The following is a 19,316-nucleotide window of genomic DNA, read 5'->3' on the forward strand; positions in this document are numbered from 1 at the left end:
CGGCCGCGCAGCGCAGGACGAACCGCCGATATGCCAGCCGCCACGATTCCCCACCGCCCCTCGCGCCTGCGCGCGCGCCTGGCCGCCGCGCTCGCGGCGGCGGCGCTGGCCGCGCCGCTCGCGGCCGCGGCGCAGGGCGCGGCGCCCGCGCGCGCCGGCGCCAACCTCGACGTGCTGCACTACACCGCGCGGATCGAGCCGGACATCGCCGGCAAGACCCTGCGCGGGCAGGTCTCGATCCGCCTGGCCCTGCGCAGCGAAGGCGCCCAACAGCTGGAGTTCGACGCCGGCGAGCTGGAGATCGAGAAGGTCTCCGAACGCGGCCGCGCGCTGGGCTTCGAGAAGGACGAGCAGCGCCTGCGCGTGCGCCTGCCGCAGCCCGGCCGGGCCGGCGAGCGCCACGAGATCGACGTGGTCTACCGCGGCGCGCCGCGCTACGGCCTGGAATTCCACCCCGAGCGCGCCGAGGTCTACACCATCTTCTCGACCAGCCAGTGGCTGGTGTGCATCGACGCGCCGTCCGAGCGCGCCAGCCTGGACCTGACCCTGACCGTGCCCAGCGGCCTCAAGGCGGTCGGCAACGGCCGGCTGGTGTCGAAGTCCGCGCTCGGCGGCCGCCGCGATTCCTACCGCTGGCGCCAGGACCAGCCGATGCCGAGCTATGTGTACGGCTTCGCCGCCGGCCGCTACTTCGAGGCCGGCGGCACCGGCGAGAACGGCGAGCTGCGGTTCCTGTCGGCGGAACTGCAAGGCCCGCAGCTGCGCAAGCTGTTCGCCGACAGCGCCGACATGCTGCGCTTCTTCGGCCGCCGCGCCGGCATCCGCTACCGCGGCACCTACAGTCAGGTGCTGGTGGCCAAGACCGTCGGCCAGGAGCTCGACGGTTTCGCCCTGCTGTCGGAAGCCTACGGCCGCGAGGTGCTGGAGAAACCCGAGGCGCAGGGCCTGATCGCGCACGAGCTGGCCCACCAGTGGTGGGGCAACATGGTCACCAACCGCGACTGGGGCCAGTTCTGGCTCAACGAAGGCTTCGCCAACTTCATGGCCGCGGCCTACCTGGAGCACCGCTTCGGCGAGGCCGCCTACCGCGAGCGCGTGGACGGCTGGAAGCGGCGCCTGGACAAGCTGCGCGAGACCGGCAAGGACCACCCGCTGGTCTACGCCAATTGGAACAAGCCCAGCGCCGACGACCGCGCCGTGGTCTACCAGAAGGGCGCCTACGTCCTGCACCTGCTGCGCGAGGAACTCGGCGAACGCGCGTTCTGGCGCGGCGTGCGCACTTACACCCGCGCCTACTACGGCCACTCGGTGACCAGCGCCGACCTGCGCCAGGTCATGGAGCGCGCCAGCGGCCGCGACCTGTCGGCGTTCTTCGCCCGCTGGGTCGATGGCGCCGAACCCGCGCCGGCGATGCCATCCAAGCCCGACGCCGCGAAGTAAGCCGAAGCCCCTGGCAGGATCGGCGCACGCCGAGACCGCGAATCGTCCGGTCGCGCCGTCGCTGCGTTCCCGGCGATGCAGCCGCCGCGGCCGGCCCTTCCGGCTGTGTCTGCGCGCACTGCCGGCCGCCCTGCGTCAACCCGCCATCCGTCACGCTTCCGGCTTCACATTTCCGGTCCTCACGCTGTGCGCGAACGGTCGTCTTGGCTTTAGGCTAGGGGATCGCCCCGCCCCGCCACCGCAAGGACCCCGCCATGACCCAGCCCCGCTTCGCTCCCCGCCACGCCCGTCCGCGCCGCGCACCGCTGTACCGTGCGCTCGGCTGCGCCCTGTGGCTCGGCGGCAGCCTGTTCGCCGGCAGCGCGTTCGCCCAGCAGGCGGAGCAGCCCGCGGCGCAGGAGGCCAGCGAAACGCGGACCCTGGGAACCGTGTCGGTGCTCGGCTCGCGCCGCGCCCAGCGTTCGTCCGACACCACCTCGATCTCGCCGGTCGACGTGCTGCCGATGGCCAAGAACACCGAGGAGGGCGCGCAGTTCGACCTCGCCCAATCGCTGCAGTACGCCGCGCCCTCGTTCAACTCGACCCGCCAGAGCGGCGCCGACGGCGCCGACCTGGTCGACTCGGCCGCGCTGCGCGGCCTGGGCTCGGACCAGACCCTGGTGCTGGTCAACGGCAAGCGCCACCACACCACCGCGCTGCTGAACCTGTTCGGCGCGCGCAACCGCGGCAACACCGGCACCGACCTCAACACCATCCCGCTGATGGCGATCGACAGCGTCGAGATCCTGCGCGACGGCGCCGCCGCGCAGTACGGCTCCGACGCCATCGCCGGGGTCATGAACATCTCGCTGAAGAAGCGCAAGGGCTGCGAGGCCGTGGCCGGCTACGGCCAGTATTCCAAGGGCGACGGCGAGAACTGGCTGGCCACCGCGTACTGCGGCTTCGGCCTGGGCAGCGACGGCACCATCGGCATCACCGGCGAATGGCAGGACCGCGGCCGTTCCGACCGCTCCGAGCCGGCCGGCAGCCCGCGCATCATCGGCGACTCCAAGGTCGAGAACCAAACGCTGTTCCTCAACGGCGACAAGCCGCTGAACGAGAACGTCGATCTGTACTTCACCCTCGGCGTGCAGCGGCGCGACGCGTCCTCGGCGGCGTTCGCGCGCGACGGCATCGGCTCGGAAGACATCCCCTCGCGCAACTCCGCGGCGATGTACCCCGACGGCTTCGTGCCGTTCATCGACGGCGACATCGACGACCGCTTCGGCATCCTCGGCGCGCGCTGGGCGATGGGCGAGTGGAACGCCGACCTGTCCTACACCTACGGCTACAGCAAGCTGCGCTACACCATCAACAACACCCTCAACGCCTCGCTGGCGAACCTCGACCTCCTCAACGGCGGCAAGGGCGTCAGCCCGCGCAGCTTCGACGCCGGCGGGTTCTCGTTCGAACAGAACACGATCAACTTCGACGTCAACCGGTTCTACGACCACATCTTCCGCGGCCTCAACGTCGCCTTCGGCCTGGAGCGCCGCGACGAGCGCTACAAGATCTTCGCCGGCGAGCCGGGTTCCTACCTCGACTACGACGGCGACTCCGACGGCGGCAACGCCGGCAGCCAGGGCTTCCCAGGCTTCCGTCCCGGCGATGCCGGCGGCCACAGCCGCGACAGCTGGGCCGCCTACGCCGACGTCGAAGCCGATTTCACCGAGCGCTTCACCGCCGGCGTGGCGGTGCGCTACGAGGACTACAGCGACTTCGGCAACACCACCACCGGCAAGCTCGCCGCGGGCTTTCGCGCCACCGACACGCTGATGTTCCGCGCCTCGGCCAGCACCGGCTTCCGCGCGCCGTCGCTGCAGCAGAAGTACTTCTCCTCGACCATCACCGACTTCGTCAACGGCCAGCCGGTGGACGTGGTGATCGCGCCCAACGGCGGCGCCCTGGCCAACCAGGCCGGGCTGCCGGCGCTGACCAAGGAAAAGTCGCGCAACTACACCCTCGGCCTGACCTGGTCGCCGAGCGCCGACACCTCGCTGACGCTGGACGCCTACCGCATCGACATCGACGACCGCATCGTGCTCAGCGGCCGCTTCGGCGACGACGATCCGGTCATCGGCGACGCGTTGCGCGCGCTGCAGGTCGGCCAGGCGCAGTTCTTCGTCAACTCGGTCGATACCCGCACCGAGGGCGTGGACTTCACCTTCAACAACGAGCGCGAACTCGGCAACGACTTCAAGCTCGGCACCTTCTTCGCCGTTAACCTCAACCGCACCAAGGTGCGCGCGATCCACGCGCCGCCGGCGCTGGTCGGGCGCGAGGACGTGCTGCTGTCCGAACGCGAGCGCCTGTTCATCGAGCAGGGCGCGCCCAAGTCCAAGGCGGTGCTCGGCTTCGACCTCAGCCGCGGCGCGTGGGAGGGCAACCTCAAGGCGATCTACTTCGGCCCGCAGACGCTGGGCACCTTCACCGGCACCGCCGGCGGCGTGCCCAACGCGCGCTACAAGGCCAAGGCCTCGGCCGACCTCAGCGTCACCTACGCCTTCAGCGACAACACCAAGCTGACCGTCGGCGGCACCAACCTGTTCAACGTCAAGCCGACCCGGCAGGACCCGAACGAGACCGACAACGGCCATATCTTCGACAGCGTCCAGTTCGGCCTGAACGGCACCGCGTATTTCGCCCGTCTTTGGCATAAGTTCTGATCGCGGCTGCGGGTAGGATCGGGTCATGCACGAGGACCTGATCGCCCACCTGCACGACCTGTCCGCCGGCTTCGGCGCGCTCGATGCGCGGCGGATGTTCGGCGGGCACGGCGTGTACCGCGACGGCACCATGATCGGATTGCTGTCGGACGAGACCGTGTATCTGAAGACCGACGAACAGACCCTGCCGCGCTTCCAGGCGGCGGGGTGTTCGCCTTTCCTGTACGCCCGGCGCGGCGAGACCGTGCCGACCAGCTACTGGACGGTGCCGGACGAGGCGATGGAGTCGCCGCAGCAGATGCGGCCGTGGCTGGCGCTGGCGTGGGAGGCGGCGGTGCGCAAGGCGGCGAAGAAGCGTCCGGCCAAGAAGCGCGCGGCGAAGAAAAAACCGCGGCCTTGATCCGGATGCGGGTACCCGACTGTAGGAGCGGCGCAAGCCGCGACCGCGACAACACAACTACGCCGCAACCTTCGCCGTAGTTGTGTTGTCGCGGTCGCGGCTTGCGCCGCTCCTACAGGTAGCGAGCCGAAGCAGCGCGGCGGCTCAATCCTTTTCCACCGCCAGCAACCAATCCAGGAACGCCCGCGCCGCCGGCCGCAGCCGCCGGTGCGCGGGATAGATCGCGTAGTACGACCAGCGTGCGGTCATCTTCGGCCCCGGCAGCTGGATCAACTGGCCCGAACGCAGGTAGGGCACCACGATCTGCTCGCGCGCCAACGCCGCGCCCAGGCCGTGCGCGGCGGCCATCAGCGCGTCGGTGGTGTCGCTGAAGGTGTAGCGCTCCTCGAGCTTGCGCCCGTGCACGCCGGCGGCGCGGAACCAGTCGTGCCAGCCCTGGCGGGCGTGGTCGGCGATCAACGGCAGCTCGGCGATCTGCGCCGGCTCGTCGATCGCCTCGACCCCGGGCGTACGCGGCGAGGTCACCGGGAACAGCGCGTCGGCCATCAGGAAATGCGAGGTCAGCCCCGGCCAGTGGCCGGCGCCGTGGCGGATGCCCAGGTCCGGGCCGCTGTCGTCGAAACGGGCCAGGGCGATCTCGGTATCCACGCTGAGCTGGATGTGCGGGTGGGCGCGGGCGAACTCGGGCAGGCGCGGCAGCAGCCAGGTGTAGGCCAGCGAGTGCAGGGTGGTGATGCGGACCCGGTCGCGCTCCTCGCGCGCCAGGCGCAGGCTGCGCAGCACGCCGTCGACGTCGGCCAGCGCGGTGCCGGCGGCATCGGCCAGTTGCCGGCCCTGCGGGGTCAGCGCGACCCCGCGCGCATGGCGCTGGAACAGGCTCACCCCGAGCCGGCTTTCCAGCTTGCGCACGTGGTGGCTGACCGCGCTGGCGGTGAGGTGCAGTTCCTCGGCGGCGTGGGCGAAGTTCTGGTGGCGCGCCGCCGCCTCGAACGCCGCCAGGGCCGGAAGCCAGTCCGCTCGCAGGGCCATCGGAGCCTCAAGTCAAATTTGTGCCTGGGTGCGAAAGTATGCGCTTGCGTTGGATTAGCGGCCAGTCAGAATAAGCGCCAGGGAAAAGCCAGATTATCGTCGCAGCTGCCCGCAGCCCGTCGCGCCCCCGCCTTCCGACGCCCGCACATGAGCCTCATCGACCTGCTCGCGACCGCCGCCGAACTGCCCGAGGCCTGGCGTTCGCGCGTGGTCGGCCGCTTCGGCGGCGCCAACTTCAAGCTGCTGCGCATGGACGCCGGCGCCTACGAGGAAGAGACGCACGATTTCGCCGAGGGCCTGCTGGTGCTCGACGGAAACATGCGCCTGAGCGTCGGCGGCGTAGTGGTCGAGGTCGGCGCGGGGCAGTTGTACGTGGTGCCCGCCGGGGTGGCCCACGCGGTCGCGTCGGGCAGCCGCGGCACCTTGGCGATCCTGGACGCCTGAGCGCGGCGCCGGCGGATGCGCCGCCGGGCCGGCGCGCGACGCCGGCGCGGATCGGTGCGAATCCGGATAGCCGCAGGCGCGCCGCGCTACGACCGTAGCGACGGGCGCGGCGCGGCGCGTCGCCGATCCGGTCGCCCCATCGCGCGCAACGGCGTCCGCCGCCGTTGCGCCAGCCGCGTCGCCGCGAGGCCGGCGCGGCCGTGTTCCCCCGCAAGCGTCCGCATCGCGCGGCCGCCGTTTCCGAGGATATTGCGCATGCGTTCCCCCGAACTCGCCGCCACCGTGACGCCCACCGGCTCCACGCCCGCGCCCGCCGCCGCCGTCGAAGCCTCCGCCCGCGCCGGCTGGCGCACGCCGCTGGAGCTGACCGTGCTCGGCGCGATCTGGGGCGGCTCGTTCCTGTTCATGCGCGTGGCCGCCAAGGACTTCGGCGCGCTGCCGCTGGTGGAGATGCGCCTGGGTCTGGGCGCGCTGATCCTGCTGCCGTTCCTGTGGAAGGCGCGCGAGTCGTTCCGCGGCGCCAGGATCTGGGCCAAGCTGGCGCTGATCGGCGTGATCAACTCGGCGGTGCCGTTCGCGCTGTTCGCCTGGGCCGCGCAGCGCGCGCCGGCCGGCGTCGGCGCGATCACCAATTCGATGGCGGTGCTGTTCACCGCGTTGGTCGGCTTCCTGTTCTTCGGCGAGAAGATCGGCGCGCAGCGCGCGATCGCGCTGCTGGCCGGTTTCGCCGGCGTGGTGGTGCTGGCCAGCGGCAAGACCGCCGGCGCCAGCATCGGCTGGGCGGTGGCGGCCGGCTGCGCGGCCGCGTTCCTGTACGGCATCGGCGCCAACCTGGTGCGGCGCCAGCTCACCGGCCTGCCGGCCGCGGCGGTGGCGGCGGCGACGCTGGGCACCTCGGCCCTGCTGACCCTGCCGTTCGCGATCGCCAGCTGGCCCGCGCACGCGATCCCGGCCAAGTCGTGGCTGTCGGCGACGATGCTCGGCGTGCTGTGCACCGGCGTGGCCTTCGTCATGTACTACCGGTTGATCCAGCGCATCGGCGCCGGCCGCGCGGTCGCGGTGACCTACCTGGTGCCGCTGTTCGGCGTGGCCTGGGGCTGGATGCTGCTGGACGAACCGCTGACCCTGACGATGCTGGTCGCCGGCGCGCTGATCCTGGGCAGCGTGGCGATGAGCCAGCGCGCGGGGAAGTAAAGGCGCAGGTTCGGCCGCAGCGCGGCTTCGCTCTCGCGAACGGGGAAATCCACGGACGTCGGGGGCATGCATCGATGAAGCCCTGGATTCCCGCGTTCGCGGGATTGACGGGCGAAAGCGGAAGCGCCAGCGAACTCGCCACACCCTCCCACCCGATTCCCAACGGAGCCCCGCGTGACCCCGATCCAGCACCGCGTGCAGTTCGACTTCGAAGTGGAATTCACCAACGGCGGCGGCCTGCAAGGCCAGGGCTTCCGCCTCGACATCGACGGCGAGGACATCGCCGATGCCGAACTGGCGGCCTACATCGTGCAAGACCTGCGCCTGCTGATGGCCGGGCCGATCCGCATCCTCAACAAGACCATCCTGGTCGAACCGCACAAGCGCGCCGCCGGCGCGCTGGAAAGCGGCGCGGTGCGCTACGTCGACCTGAGCCACACCATCGAAGACGGCCTGGTCACCTATCCGGGCATGCCGCCGGCGCACATCTGCGACTACCTCAGCCGCGAGGATTCGCGCGGGGTCTATGCCGAAGGCACGCAGTTCCAGATCGGCCGGATCGACATGGTCGCCAACACCGGCACCTACATCGATTGCCCGTCGCACCGTTATGCCGACGGCAAGGACCTGTCGCAGATCGGCGCGGAGGATTGCGCCGATCTCGACGCGCTGGTGGTGCGCGTGCCCGAGTCGCTGCGGGCGATCGACGACTCGCATTTCCGCGGCCTGGAACTGCGCGGCCGCGCGGTGCTGGTGCACACCGGCTGGGACCGGCATTTCGCAACGCAGGCCTACGGCGTCGGCCATCCGTTCCTGACCGAAGCCGCGGCGCAGTGGCTGCGCGATTGCGGCGTGCGTCTGGTCGGGATCGACTCGGTCAACATCGACGACACCTCGGGCAAATCGCGGCCGGTGCATTCGACCCTGCTCGGCGCGGGCATCCTGATTGTCGAGCACCTGCGCAACCTGGCGGCGTTGCCCGACAGCGGTTTCAGCTTCAGCGCGGTGCCGCCGAAGGTGAAGGGGATGGGGACCTTCCCGGTGCGGGCGTTGGCGAAGCTGCGGGGTTAGTGAGTCGCGGCTGACAGGAAAGCATCGGGCCCGAAGGCCCTCCCACAACAGCGATCGCGACAAGCCCGCTGTTGTGGGAGGGCCTTCAGGCCCGATGCTTTCCTCTCAGAACAGGCCGCCCCTTACTGCTGCAGATACTCCTGCAACGCCGCGATCGCCAGCCGCACCTTCGCCGGTTGCGGCTCGCGCTGCGCGGTCACCGCGAACACGCCCAGCGCCGGCATCCGCCACTGCGGCAGCACCAGCACCGCGCGGCCGTCCGCCACCAGCGGCATCGCGTCGGGCTCGGGCAGGCGCACGATGCCGAGCCCCTGCAGCATCATCTGCCCGACCACGCGCGAGTTGTTGGCGACGATGCGCCCGCTCACCCGCACCCGCCGCGACGGTTCGCCGTCGCGGAACAGCTCGACGTACTCGGGCTGGTTGATCACGCTCAGGATCAGCATCGGATGTTCGGCCAGTTCCTCCGGCGCGCGCGGCAGGCCGTGCGCGCGCGCGTACTCGGCCGAGGCCACCAGCAGGTGCCGCCATTCGGCCAGGCGCCGCGCGACCAGGTTCGAATCCAGCAGCCGGCCGACCCGGATCGCCAGGTCGATGCGCTCGCCGATCAGGTCGATCTGGCGGTCGTCGGCGAAGATCCGCAGCGCCAGCGCCGGGTGCGCGCGCAGCAGCGGCGCCAGCGCCGGCGCCAGGTGCTGGGCGAAGCCGACCGGCACGGCGATGCGCAACTCGCCGCGCGGCGCCTCGCGCAGGTCGCCCAGGTGCCGTTCGGCCGCGCGCGCGGCGTGCAGCATGGCCGCGCAGTCCTCGTAGTAGGCCTGCCCGATCTCGGTGGTGCTGAGCTTGCGGGTCGAGCGGTGGAGCAGGGCGGCGCCGGTCTCGGCCTCGAGCTGGCGCAACTGCTGGCTGACCGCCGAGGGGGTCATGTCCAGCTCGCGCGCGGCCGCGCTCATCGAGCCCAGCTCGACCACGCGGGCGAACACGGCCATGCGCTTGAGCCGGTCTATCGTGAAGTCCAGCTTCATGGTCCTAGTCTCCAAGGCCGGATTATCGCCGGACCTGTTAGCGCACAGACTATATCCCGTCCTCAAACCAACGGGAGTTCCCCATGAACATCGTCCTTATCGGCGCCACCGGCTACGTTGGCCGCGCCGTCCTCGAAGAAGCCCTGAACCGCGGCCACCGGGTCACCGCCGTGGCCCGCAATACCGACTCGCTGCCGGCCCACGCCGGCCTGACCGCCCGCGCCGCGACCATCGGCGGCGACGACCCGGCCGCGCTGGCCGCGCTGGCCGCGACGCTGCGCGGCGCCGACGCGGCGATCGCCTCGTTCAACGCCGGCGGCTGGCAGAACCCGAACCTCGGCGCCGACACCGTCGCTGGCTACGCGCAGATCGTCGCTGCGGCCAAGCAGGCCGGCGTGCCGCGCCTGCTGGTGGTCGGCGGCGCCGGCAGCCTGGAGGTGGCGCCGGGCCAGCAGGTGCTCGACCAGCCCGGCTTCCCCGACGAATACCGCGCCGGCGCCGAGGCCATGCGCAGCGTGCTCAAGACCCTGCGCGAGGAGCGCGAACTGGACTGGACCTTCCTGTCGCCGGCCGCGCACCTGGTGCCGGGCGAACGCACCGGCCGCTTCCGCCTCGGCGGCGACCAACTGCTGGTCGATGCCGCGGGCGAGAGCACGATCTCGGTGCAGGACTACGCGGTGGCGCTGATCGACGAACTCGAGCAGCCGGCGCATTCGCGCAAGCGGTTCACGCTGGCGTACTGAGCCGGCGGGTCGGGAGGGCTTTCGGCGCCGATGCGGCGGGTTCGTCGCAGCGGACCGGGAAGCGTCGGGCCTGAAGGCCCTCCCACAACTGCAGCGGGCGGGAACCGTGGGAGGGCTTCAGCCCCGACGTTGTTCGCTCGGGTCGCGGCATGCCCGTCCCTGCGCCCCCGTTTCAGTCGCCGCGCAGCTTCCCGATCAGCCGCGTCGCCGCGGCCGGGTTGCGGTGCTTGGCGGCGCTGATGAAGTACACGAACACCTCGCGCGCCGCGCCCGCCGACGTCGGTTCGGCGACGTGCGGCAGGTCGGGGTTGTCCTCGCCGCGCGCCCACGCCTGCGCGCGCCGCGCCCAGGCGTCGAGTTCGTCGTCGGGATAGCCCGTGGCGACCTGCGCGCGCGAGCGCATCAGCCGCGCGTAGACGAAATCGCCGGTGATGTCGGCCAGCGACGGGTATTCGTCGGAGTCGGTGAACACCGTGGCGATGCGCCGCTCGCGCGCGAACTGCAGGTACTGCGGCGCGAGGAAGCTGGGATGGCGCACTTCCAGCACGTGCTTGAGCGCGCGGCCGTCGAGCGTGCGCGGCAGCGCGTCGAGGAACGGCGCGAGGTCGTCGGCATCGAAGCGGCGGCCCGGCGCCAGTTGCCACAGGATCGGCCCGAGCCGTTCGCCGAATTCGGCCAGGCCGCCGTCGATGAAGGCGCGCGCCTGCGCGGTCGCCTTGGCCAGGGCGCCGGCCTGGGTGACCCGGCCCGGCGCCTTGAGCGAGAACACGAACGTGTCCGGCGTCTGCGCCGCCCACTTGGCGTAGGTGGCCGGCTTCTGCGCGCTGTAGAAGGTGCCGTTGATCTCGATGCTGCTGAGCTGGCGGCTGGCGTATTCCAGCTCGCGCCGCTGCACCAGCTTGGGCGGGTAGAAATTGTCGCGCCACGGCGCGTAGGTCCAGCCGCCGATGCCGCAGCGGATGCCGTCGATCGCCCCGACGCCGGTCGCGCCGGCCAGCGGATCGTCGGCGGCGGGCGCGGCGGCCTTGGCCGGCGGCCGCTTCGCCGGTGCGGGCGCGGGCGCGCCGAACAGGTCGCCGCCGGCGGGAGTCTCGTCTTTGCGCTTGTTCATACGTTCCAGGGGTTGTAGGTGCCGAACCACCACAGCCGGCCTTCCAGGTCGCGGCAGGTGTAGGCGCGGCCGCCGTAGTCCTGGTCGGCGACCTCGACCACGACCTGCGCGCCGGCGGCGCGGGCGCGCGCGGCGTGTTCGTCGGCGTCGCCGACCAGCACGCAACAGGCCTGAGTTTCGCGCCCGCCGATCTCATCGGGTTGGACGATGCGCCGCGACCACTCGCTTTCGTCGTTCGGGTCGACCGAGCCGAGCATGATCATGCCCGGGCCGTAGGTCAGCTGGGCGTGGTGGACCACCTCGCCGTCGGCGTAGACCGCGTGCTTCTCGAACCCGAACGCGCGGCACAGCCAGTCGATCGCGGCATGCGCATCGCGGTAGCGCAAGCAGGGGATGATGGTGCTGCCGGCCAAAGCGTTCATCGCAACTCCTGTGCGGCGGGGCGCGCGGAAGGCGCCGGGGACGTGACAAAACGCAGGCGACGAGCATAGCGCGGGGCGACTATCCTGGCATCTTCACGGTGCCGCGGCGCGGCGGGAGGGAATCGGATGGCCAGTTATTCCGGCAGTTGCCATTGCGGCGCGATCGCCTACGAAGTCCAGGGCGAGCTCAAGGAAGCCTACGACTGCAATTGCTCGATGTGCAGCCGCCGCGGCGGCCTGCTGTGGTTCGTGCCCAGCGACGCGTTCGAGTTGAAGACCGACCGCGCCGACGTCGCCACCTACCGCTTCAACAAGCACGCCATCGATCACCACTTCTGCACCCAGTGCGGCATCGCGCCGTTCAGCGAGGGCAAGATGCCCGACGGCTCGCCGATGGTGGCGATCAATGCGCGCTGTTTGCAGGACCTGGATTTGAACGAAGTGAAGATCGTCGCGATCGACGGGCGTTCGTTCTGAGCGAATCGAGGCCGCGCGCGACCGCGCGGGTGCGGCTTCGGGAAGACGATGCGGTGTGAAGGCGATTTGGGACGAGTCCTAGTGGGGAGGGCTCGCGACGAGCGCGTTTGGAGATTGGACGCAGGCGCAAGACGCGACCGGGATCGCCCCGCTCGCATCGGCGCCGCGCCAATGGCGGGGGCGGCTGCAGCGCTCCGGTCGGACGGATCGATCGCGATCCTCCCGATACGGGGCTGGCGGCGGCGCCCGCTTCCATCCGGTTCGTCATCCACAAGGGTCGATCGCTCATGGGTAACCGCTCCAATCGCCTCAACGCGCTTTCCTTCGCCACCCTCCTGGCCTTCGGCGCCTGCGCCTTCGCGCCGGCCTACGCCGGCGGCAAGGCCAACCTGAGTTCCCTCGACGACGGCAGCCGCGCGTTCGGCCGCTTCGTCGTCACCTACCGTCCCGGCACCGCGCCGCGCACGGACGCCGCCGCGCTGGCGCGCTCGCTCGACAAGGCCGCGACGGTGCTCGGCCAGGCCGAACTCGGCCGCCTGCGCCGTACCGCCTCCGGCGCCGACGTAGTCGTCAGCAGCCGCGCGCTGAACTACGCCGAGGCCGCGGCGCTGATGCGCAAGCTCGCCGCCGATCCGAACGTGCTGTCGGTGGACAACGACGTGCGCATGGTGCCGCTGATGACGCCCAACGACACCCGCTTCGGCGAACAGTTCGGCTACGGCAGCGGCGCGGGCGGCATTCGCGCCACCTCGGCCTGGGATGCGACCCAGGGCGCGGGCGCGGTCGTGGCGGTGATCGACACCGGCATCACCGCGCACAGCGATCTCAACGCCAACATCGTCGGCGGCTACGATTTCATCAGCCTGCTCACCGGGACCGATGCGCAGCGTTACGGCGCCAACCTGGTCGCGGTCGACGGCGACGGACGCGACGCCAACCCGGCCGACACGGGCGACTGGAACGACAACTTCAACGCGTACATCGATTTCGGTTGCCCGATCTACGGCAACTCCACCTGGCACGGCACCCACGTCACCGGCACGGTGGCGGCGGCGACCAACAACGGCAAGGGCGTGGCGGGCACCGCGCCGTCGGCGAAGGTCGTGCCGGTGCGCGTGCTCGGCCGTTGCGGCGGTTTCGCCTCCGACATCGCCGATGCGATCACCTGGGCCTCCGGCGGCGCCGTCTCGGGCGTGCCGGCCAATCCCAACGTGGCGGACGTCATCAACCTGAGCCTGGGCTCGGCGGCGCCGGTGGCGTGTCCGCAGGCCTACAAGGACGCGATCGCCGGAGCGGTGGCGCGCGGCACCGTCGTGGTCGCGGCCGCCGGCAACAGCAACGCCGACGTCGATACCGCCAAGGACGCCAAGGGCGTCGTGGTCGGCTACAACCTGGCCAACTGCGGCAACCTGATCGTGGTCGGCGCGACCGACAGCCGAGGCGCGCGTTCGGGCTTCTCCAACTTCGGCGCATCGGTCGACGTGGCCGCGCCGGGCAGCGGCATCGTCTCGACGATCAACACCGGCAGCCGCACGCCCGCGGGCGAGGGCTACAAGGCTTACGACGGCACCTCGATGGCGGCCCCGCACGTCGCCGGCGTCGCCGCGCTGGTGCAGTCGGTGGCCAAGACCCCGCTGACCCAGGCGCAGATGCGCACGCTGTTGAAGAACACCGCGCGCGCGTTCCCGGTCTCGCCGGGCGCCAAGCCGATCGGCGCGGGCATCGTCGACGCCAACGCGGCGGTGAATGCCGCCAAGGCGCTGTAAGCGGACCCGAGCCGGCGACAGGCTCGCGAAACCCCGGTGGCGACGCCGGGGTTTCGCTTTTTCAGCGGACCCGTTGCGATGAGATGAGGATGCGCGGGCGCGTGTCGTTCACGGCGAGGTCGAGTGCGAGGCCAACCGCGCCCGTCCCGGTTCGGTGAGGACCGCCACCTGGGTCTCGCCGCGCGCCTCCACCCGCACCCAGCCCGGCCCGGGCGCGTCGCCGATGGCGTCCTCGCCGATCCACGCCAGCTCGCGCAGCAGCACGCTCATGCGCACGCCCAAGCGCTTGCACACGCGCGGCAGCGACAAGCCCTGCGGCGCGTCGGCGAGCAGCGCCAGCAGCGGCTCAGTCAACCCGGACAAGGCCGATGTCTTTGGCCGAGCGCAGTTCGTTCGCGGGCGCCGGCGCGTGCGCGTGCACGACCACCGGGATCGACTTGGAGGTCGGCGTGCGCGCTTCGTCGGCGAAGCTCGACAGCGGCACCAGCGAATTGGTCTCGGGGTAGTACGCGGCCAGGCAGCCGCGCGGGATGTTGTACTCGACCAGCAGGAAACGCTGGGCGGTGCGTTTGACGCCGTCGTCGCACAGGCTTTCCAGGTCGACCCAGTCGCCGGCCTTCATGCCCAGTTCGGCGATGTCTGCGACGTTGATGAAGAGCACCCGGCGCTCGCCGAACACGCCGCGGTAGCGGTCGTTCATGCCGTAGATGGTGGTGTTGTACTGGTCGTGCGACCGGGTGGTGGCGAGGGTGAACACCGGCTGCTCGCGGCTGGCGCGGGCGCGGTGCACGGGCAGGTCGGTCGGCACCGCGTGGGCCTTGAACTGGGCCTTGCCCTCAGGGTTGATCCAACGCCGTTCGGCCGCGGCGTTGGGCAGGTGGAACCCGCCGGGCACGCGCACGCGCGCGTTGAAGTCGTGGAAATCGTCGAACACCGCGGCGATCGCGTCGCGGATGCGGTCGTAGTCGCCGATCAGATCGAGCCAATCGATCCGGCTGCGTTCGCCGAGCGTGGCGTGGGCCAGGCGCGCGACGATCGCAGGCTCCGACAGCAGCTCCGGCGAGGCCGGCGCGTTGATGCCGGCCGACAGGTGCACCATGCTCATCGAATCCTCGACCGTCACCCCTTGCGGCCCGGCCGCCTGGATGTCGATCTCGGTGCGGCCCAGGCACGGCAGGATGTAGGCGTCGCGCCCGTGCACCAAGTGGCTGCGGTTGAGCTTGGTGGCGACGTGCACGGTGAGCTCGCAACGGCGCAGCGCGCGGTGGGTGGCCTCGGTGTCGGGCGTGGCGGTGGCGAAGTTGCCGCCGAGGCCGAAGAAGGTCTTGCAGCGCCCGTCGAGCATGGCCTGGATCGCGCCGACGGTGTCGTGGCCGTGGTGGCGCGGCGGCTCGAAGCCGAACACGTCGCGCAGGCGGTCGAGGAAGTCCGGCGAGGGCTTCTCGTAGATGCCCATGGTGCGGTCGCCCTGCACGTTGCTGTGGCCGCGCACCGGGCAGGCGCCGGCGCCGGGACGGCCGAGGTTGCCGCGCAGCAGCAACAGGTTGACGATCATGTGGATCGTCGCCACCGAGTGCTTGTGCTGGGTGATGCCCATGCCCCAGCAGCAGATCGTGCTGTCGGACTGCGCGTAGATGTCGCCGGCGCGTTCGATCTCGGCGCGGCTCAGGCCCGATTCGGCGACGATGGTGTCCCAGGATTCGGCCGCGACGTCGGCGGCGAACGCGTCGAACCCCTGCGTGTGCTCGGCGATGAAGGCGGTGTCGATCGCCCGCGCGGCGCCGTCGCGCTGCGCTTGCGCGTCCAGTTCCAGCACCCGCTTGATGATGCCCTTGACCGCGGCCAGGTCGCCGCCGATGCGCAGCTGGAAATAATCAGAGGAGATGCGGGTGGAGCCGTTGTGCAGCATCTCCAGCTTGTCCTGCGGGTCGGCGAAGCGCTCCAGCCCGCGCTCGCGCAGCGGATTGAACGAGACGATGGCGGCGCCGCGCTTGGCCGCCTGGCGCAGCTCGCCGAGCATGCGCGGGTGGTTGGTGCCGGGGTTCTGTCCGAAAATGAAGATCGCCTTGGCGACTTCGAAATCTTGCAGCAGCACCGTGCCCTTGCCGACGCCGATCTGCGCCTTCATCGCCGTGCCGGAAGGTTCGTGGCACATGTTCGAGCAGTCGGGGAAGTTGTTGGTGCCGAACTCGCGCACGAACAGCTGGTACAGGAACGCGGCCTCGTTGCTGCAGCGGCCGGAGGTGTAGAACAGCGCCTCGTCGGGCGAGGCCAGCGCGCGCAGGTGTTCGCCGATGCGGGCGAAGGCCTCGTCCCAGGCGATCGGCAGGTATTTGTCGCTGGCCGCGTCCCAGCGCATCGGGTGGGTCAGCCGGCCCTGGTTCTCCAGCCAGTAGTCGCTGTAGCGCGCCAGCTCGGCGACGGTGTGCTCGGCGAACAGTTCCGGGGTGGCGCGGTGCTTGGTCGCTTCGGCGGCGACGGCCTTGGCGCCGTTCTCGCAGAACTCGAAGGTCGAGGTGTGGTCGCGGTCGGGCCAGGCGCAGCCGGGGCAGTCGAAGCCGTCGGGCTGGTTGGCCGAGAGCAGGGTGCGCGCGCCGCTGACCGGCACGTCCTGCTCCAGCAGGTGGGTGGCGACGCTGCGCAGCGCGCCCCAGCCGCCGGCGGGGCCGTCGTAGCGGCGGATCGGGTTCTTCTCGCTCATCGGGAAAGGTCCGTGGCGCGCGGCGCGGCGACGGCGTCGTCGCCGTCCTCCAGCAACCGCTGCGGGTGGGTGTAGACGGCGTGGCCGTCGTCGCGGGCGAAGCCGATCAGGGTCAGGCCGGCGCTGTCGGCCAGGGCGATCGCCAGCGCGGTCGGCGCCGAGATCGCGGCGAGCGCGGCGATGCCGGCCTGCGCGGCCTTCATCGCCATCTCGTAGCTGGCGCGGCTGGTGACCACGCACACGCCGCGTTGCGGGTCCAGGCCGGCGGCGGCCATCGCGCCGATCAGCTTGTCCAGCGCGTTGTGGCGGCCGACGTCTTCGCGCACCAGGCGCAAGGCGCCGTCGGGGTCGGCCCAGCCGGCGGCGTGGGTGGCGCCGGTCAGCGCGTTGAGCGGCTGGCTGCGGCGCAGTTGCTGCAGCGCGCGCTGCAGCGCGGCGGCGGCGATGCGTTCGCCGTCGCCGACCCGCGGCGGCGGCCGCAGCACCGCTTCGATGCTTTCGGTGCCGCACACGCCGCAGCCGCTGCGGCCCTGCAGGTTGCGCCGGCGCGACTGCAGCGCGGCGGCGCGCGCGGGCGGCACCCGCAGGCTCACGCTGATGCCTTCCAGCGAGGTCGCGATGTCCTCGATGGCGAGTTCGCCGGGCGCGGCGACGATGCCTTCGCTGAGCGAGAACCCCAGGGCGAAGTCGGCGATGTCCTGCGGCGTGGCCATCATCACCGCGAACGGCTCGCCGTTGTAGGCCAGCGCCACGGGCACTTCGGCGGCGACCGCGTCCATGCCCTCGCGCAGCTCGCCGTCGCGCAGGCGGCGCACGCGCCGGCGCACCGCGCCGTCGCCGGGCGCGGCGGGGAGGTCGGGCAACGACGGTTTCGCGCTCATCGATCGCTCACTGGTTCGGCCCGTCAGTGGAACAGCACGAACGCTTTTTGCAAGGTCACCCACATGCCCCAGGCCAGCGGGACGCCGACCGCGGCCCAGGCCGCCAGCACCAGCGCCGGGTTGCCGCCGCGGCCGATCAGCGCCATCTGCTCGGCGCTGTAGGCGGCCTCGCCGTTGCGGCCGGTCTTCTCGTGGGCGAGGGCCTTTTCGCGCGCCAGTTCCTCCGGCGTCATGAAGTGCTTCTGCGCGATCGGGCGCACCGCCAGGTTGCACAGCAGCCCCAGCACCAGCATCGCCGCCAGGATATACATCGTGGTGTTGTACACCTGCGAAGGCGGCAGGCCCAGGCCGAGCTGGTAGTCGCGCATGTAGTTCACCACCACCGGCCCGAGGATGCCGGCGGTGGCCCAGGCGGTCAGCAGGCGGCCGTGGATGGCGCCGACCATCTGGGTGCCGAACAGGTCGGCCAGGTAGGCCGGCACGGTGGCGAAGCCGCCGCCGTACATCGACACGATCACGCAGCAGATCGCCACGAACGCGGCGATGCTGCCGGCGCTGCCGGCCGACGGCGCCGATGCGTACAGCACGAAGCCGAGCACGAAGAACACCACGTAGGTCAGCTTGCGGCCGAGGTAGTCCGAGGCCGAGGCCCAGAAGAACCGCCCGCCGATGTTGAACAGGCTCAGCAGGCCGGTGAAACCGGCGGCGATCGCCGCGATCGCCTTGAGCTGGTCCTCGCCGAGCGACTTGATCCCGCCGTCCACGCCGATCAGCTTGCCGCCGAACACTTCCTGCAGCATCGGCGAGGCCATGCCGATCACGCCGATGCCGGCGGAGACGTTGAGGCACAGCACGCCCCACAGCAGCCAGAACTGGGGAATGCCCCAGACCTTGCCGGCGTGCACGTGCTGGCGGGTGATCATCGCGTTGTCCTTGGCCGGCGGCGGCGTCCAGCCGGCCGGCTGCCAGCCGCTGGGCGGCACCCGGTAGCCGAACGCGCCGGCCATCATGAACACGAAATAGCCCGCGGCCATGACCAGGAAGGTCTCGAACACGCCGACCGAATCGGCGCTGGCGAAGTGCTTCATCAGCGCGTCGGCGAGCGGGCTGCCGATCATCGCGCCGCCGCCGAAGCCCATGATCGCCATGCCGGTGGCCATGCCGCGGCGGTCGGGGAACCATTTGATCAACGTCGACACCGGCGAGATGTAGCCCAGGCCCAGGCCGATGCCGCCGATCACGCCCGAGCCCAGCCACAGCAGCCAGATCTGGTGGGTCTTGATGCCGACGGCCGAGATCACCAGCCCGCCGCACCAGCACAGCGCCGAGACCACGCCGGCTTTGCGCGGCCCGGCGCGCTCCAGCCAGCCGCCCCACAGCGCCGCCGAGCAGCCCAGCAGGACGAAGAACAGGGTGTACATCCAGCCCAGTGCGCTGACTTTCCAGTCGCAGCCGGTGGCGACCATGCGCGCGAAGAAGCCCATGTCGGCCGGGCAGTCCAGCGGTTGTTCGATGCCGACGGCTTTCGACAGCGGCAGCCAGAACACGCTGAAGCCGTAGGCCATGCCGATGCACAGGTGGATCGCCAGCGCCGCCGGCGGGACCAGCCAGCGGTTGAATCCGGGTCGGGCGACGATGCGTTCTTTGGACAGCAAGCCTTCCCTGGCCGGTTGCGATGCGGCGATCGCCGCGCTTTGGCTGGACATGCGGACCCCTCTGGGATGGCCACTGCAAATAGGCTGTCCAGGGCATAAAGTGGGGGTAAGGCCCAGGACGCGGACGCAGGCTAACCCAGCCCGGACATGGCCGTATATCGCTGAGTAGTCTAATAATCGGCTGTAAAAAGCCGATTGATGTCGCCCGGGTCGCGCCTGAATGGAACGGGCGTGCGCCCCAGCATCGAAGCT

At 70.9% G+C, this 19,316-nt stretch carries 17 protein-coding genes; 9 read left to right on the forward strand and 8 right to left on the reverse strand.

What is annotated here, in order from left to right; genetic code table 11:
- The first annotated feature begins 30 nt into the window (after positions 1–30).
- From BLV01_RS05375 to BLV01_RS05385, 3 genes are all read left to right on the forward strand, one after another.
- Positions 31–1,440 carry a M1 family metallopeptidase gene (locus tag BLV01_RS05375; protein WP_254782521.1) on the forward strand — a complete coding sequence of 470 codons (1,410 nt, stop codon included), beginning with the start codon at positions 31–33 and terminating at the stop codon, positions 1,438–1,440.
- 254 nt (positions 1,441–1,694) lie between these two features.
- On the forward strand, positions 1,695–4,145 hold the full coding sequence (locus BLV01_RS05380; protein ID WP_091794969.1) for a TonB-dependent receptor plug domain-containing protein: 2,451 nt from the start codon (positions 1,695–1,697) through the stop codon (positions 4,143–4,145).
- Positions 4,146–4,170: 25 nt separating this feature from the next.
- Positions 4,171–4,545 carry a TfoX/Sxy family protein gene (locus BLV01_RS05385; RefSeq protein WP_091794972.1) on the forward strand — a complete coding sequence of 125 codons (375 nt, stop codon included), beginning with the start codon at positions 4,171–4,173 and terminating at the stop codon, positions 4,543–4,545.
- A gap of 144 nt (positions 4,546–4,689) precedes the next feature.
- On the opposite strand, the gene BLV01_RS05390 is transcribed toward BLV01_RS05385, so the two are convergent.
- Positions 4,690–5,574: a LysR substrate-binding domain-containing protein gene (locus tag BLV01_RS05390; protein ID WP_091794975.1), complete on the reverse strand. Its 885-nt coding sequence runs from the start codon at positions 5,572–5,574 to the stop codon at positions 4,690–4,692.
- Positions 5,575–5,721: 147 nt separating this feature from the next.
- Here BLV01_RS05390 and BLV01_RS05395 point away from each other — a divergent pair, with 147 nt between their 5' ends.
- From BLV01_RS05395 to BLV01_RS05405, 3 genes are all read left to right on the forward strand, one after another.
- Positions 5,722–6,018 carry a cupin domain-containing protein gene (locus BLV01_RS05395; RefSeq protein ID WP_091794978.1) on the forward strand — a complete coding sequence of 99 codons (297 nt, stop codon included), beginning with the start codon at positions 5,722–5,724 and terminating at the stop codon, positions 6,016–6,018.
- Positions 6,019–6,273: 255 nt separating this feature from the next.
- A complete protein-coding gene (locus BLV01_RS05400; RefSeq protein WP_091794980.1) occupies positions 6,274–7,212 on the forward strand; it encodes a DMT family transporter in 939 nt (312 codons plus the stop codon).
- A 174-nt stretch (positions 7,213–7,386) separates the two neighbouring features.
- A complete protein-coding gene (locus tag BLV01_RS05405) occupies positions 7,387–8,283 on the forward strand; it encodes a cyclase family protein (protein WP_254782522.1) in 897 nt (298 codons plus the stop codon).
- A 122-nt stretch (positions 8,284–8,405) separates the two neighbouring features.
- On the opposite strand, the gene BLV01_RS05410 is transcribed toward BLV01_RS05405, so the two are convergent.
- Positions 8,406–9,308 (reverse strand): LysR family transcriptional regulator, encoded by a 903-nt coding sequence (locus tag BLV01_RS05410; protein WP_217633452.1) that lies wholly within the window; start codon positions 9,306–9,308, stop codon positions 8,406–8,408.
- A gap of 83 nt (positions 9,309–9,391) precedes the next feature.
- On the opposite strand from BLV01_RS05410, the gene BLV01_RS05415 reads away from it, so the two are divergent.
- A complete protein-coding gene (locus BLV01_RS05415) occupies positions 9,392–10,051 on the forward strand; it encodes an NAD(P)-dependent oxidoreductase (protein ID WP_091794983.1) in 660 nt (219 codons plus the stop codon).
- Between the two features lie 172 nt (positions 10,052–10,223).
- Here BLV01_RS05415 and BLV01_RS05420 read toward each other — a convergent pair whose 3' ends face one another.
- A complete protein-coding gene (locus BLV01_RS05420) occupies positions 10,224–11,162 on the reverse strand; it encodes a DUF72 domain-containing protein (RefSeq protein ID WP_091794986.1) in 939 nt (312 codons plus the stop codon).
- Positions 11,159–11,584, reverse strand: a complete 426-nt coding sequence (locus BLV01_RS05425; protein ID WP_091794989.1) for a VOC family protein — start codon at positions 11,582–11,584, stop codon at positions 11,159–11,161. Before BLV01_RS05425 ends, BLV01_RS05420 begins: the two co-directional genes overlap by 4 nt.
- Before the next feature lie 126 nt (positions 11,585–11,710).
- On the opposite strand from BLV01_RS05425, the gene BLV01_RS05430 reads away from it, so the two are divergent.
- Together BLV01_RS05430 and BLV01_RS05435 are read left to right on the forward strand one after the other, a co-directional pair.
- On the forward strand, positions 11,711–12,061 hold the full coding sequence (locus BLV01_RS05430; RefSeq protein ID WP_091794992.1) for a GFA family protein: 351 nt from the start codon (positions 11,711–11,713) through the stop codon (positions 12,059–12,061).
- Positions 12,062–12,348: 287 nt separating this feature from the next.
- Positions 12,349–13,827 (forward strand): S8 family peptidase, encoded by a 1,479-nt coding sequence (locus BLV01_RS05435; RefSeq protein ID WP_091794995.1) that lies wholly within the window; start codon positions 12,349–12,351, stop codon positions 13,825–13,827.
- Positions 13,828–13,935: 108 nt separating this feature from the next.
- On the opposite strand, the gene BLV01_RS05440 is transcribed toward BLV01_RS05435, so the two are convergent.
- The 4 genes from BLV01_RS05440 to BLV01_RS05455 form a co-directional block, all read right to left on the reverse strand.
- Complete coding sequence (locus BLV01_RS05440) at positions 13,936–14,190, reverse strand: hypothetical protein (protein WP_091794998.1); 255 nt, start codon at positions 14,188–14,190, stop codon at positions 13,936–13,938.
- Positions 14,174–16,528 (reverse strand): FdhF/YdeP family oxidoreductase, encoded by a 2,355-nt coding sequence (locus BLV01_RS05445; protein ID WP_091795001.1) that lies wholly within the window; start codon positions 16,526–16,528, stop codon positions 14,174–14,176. Before BLV01_RS05445 ends, BLV01_RS05440 begins: the two co-directional genes overlap by 17 nt.
- Positions 16,525–17,307, reverse strand: coding sequence for a formate dehydrogenase accessory sulfurtransferase FdhD (fdhD, locus tag BLV01_RS05450; protein WP_254782535.1), 783 nt, complete (start codon positions 17,305–17,307; stop codon positions 16,525–16,527). Before fdhD ends, BLV01_RS05445 begins: the two co-directional genes overlap by 4 nt.
- A 125-nt stretch (positions 17,308–17,432) precedes the next feature.
- On the reverse strand, positions 17,433–19,115 hold the full coding sequence (locus tag BLV01_RS05455; protein ID WP_091795007.1) for an OFA family MFS transporter: 1,683 nt from the start codon (positions 19,113–19,115) through the stop codon (positions 17,433–17,435).
- Positions 19,116–19,316: the final 201 nt, after the last annotated feature.

It is taken from the genome of Lysobacter sp. yr284 (assembly GCF_900107375.1).
GTDB lineage: Bacteria > Pseudomonadota > Gammaproteobacteria > Xanthomonadales > Xanthomonadaceae > Lysobacter.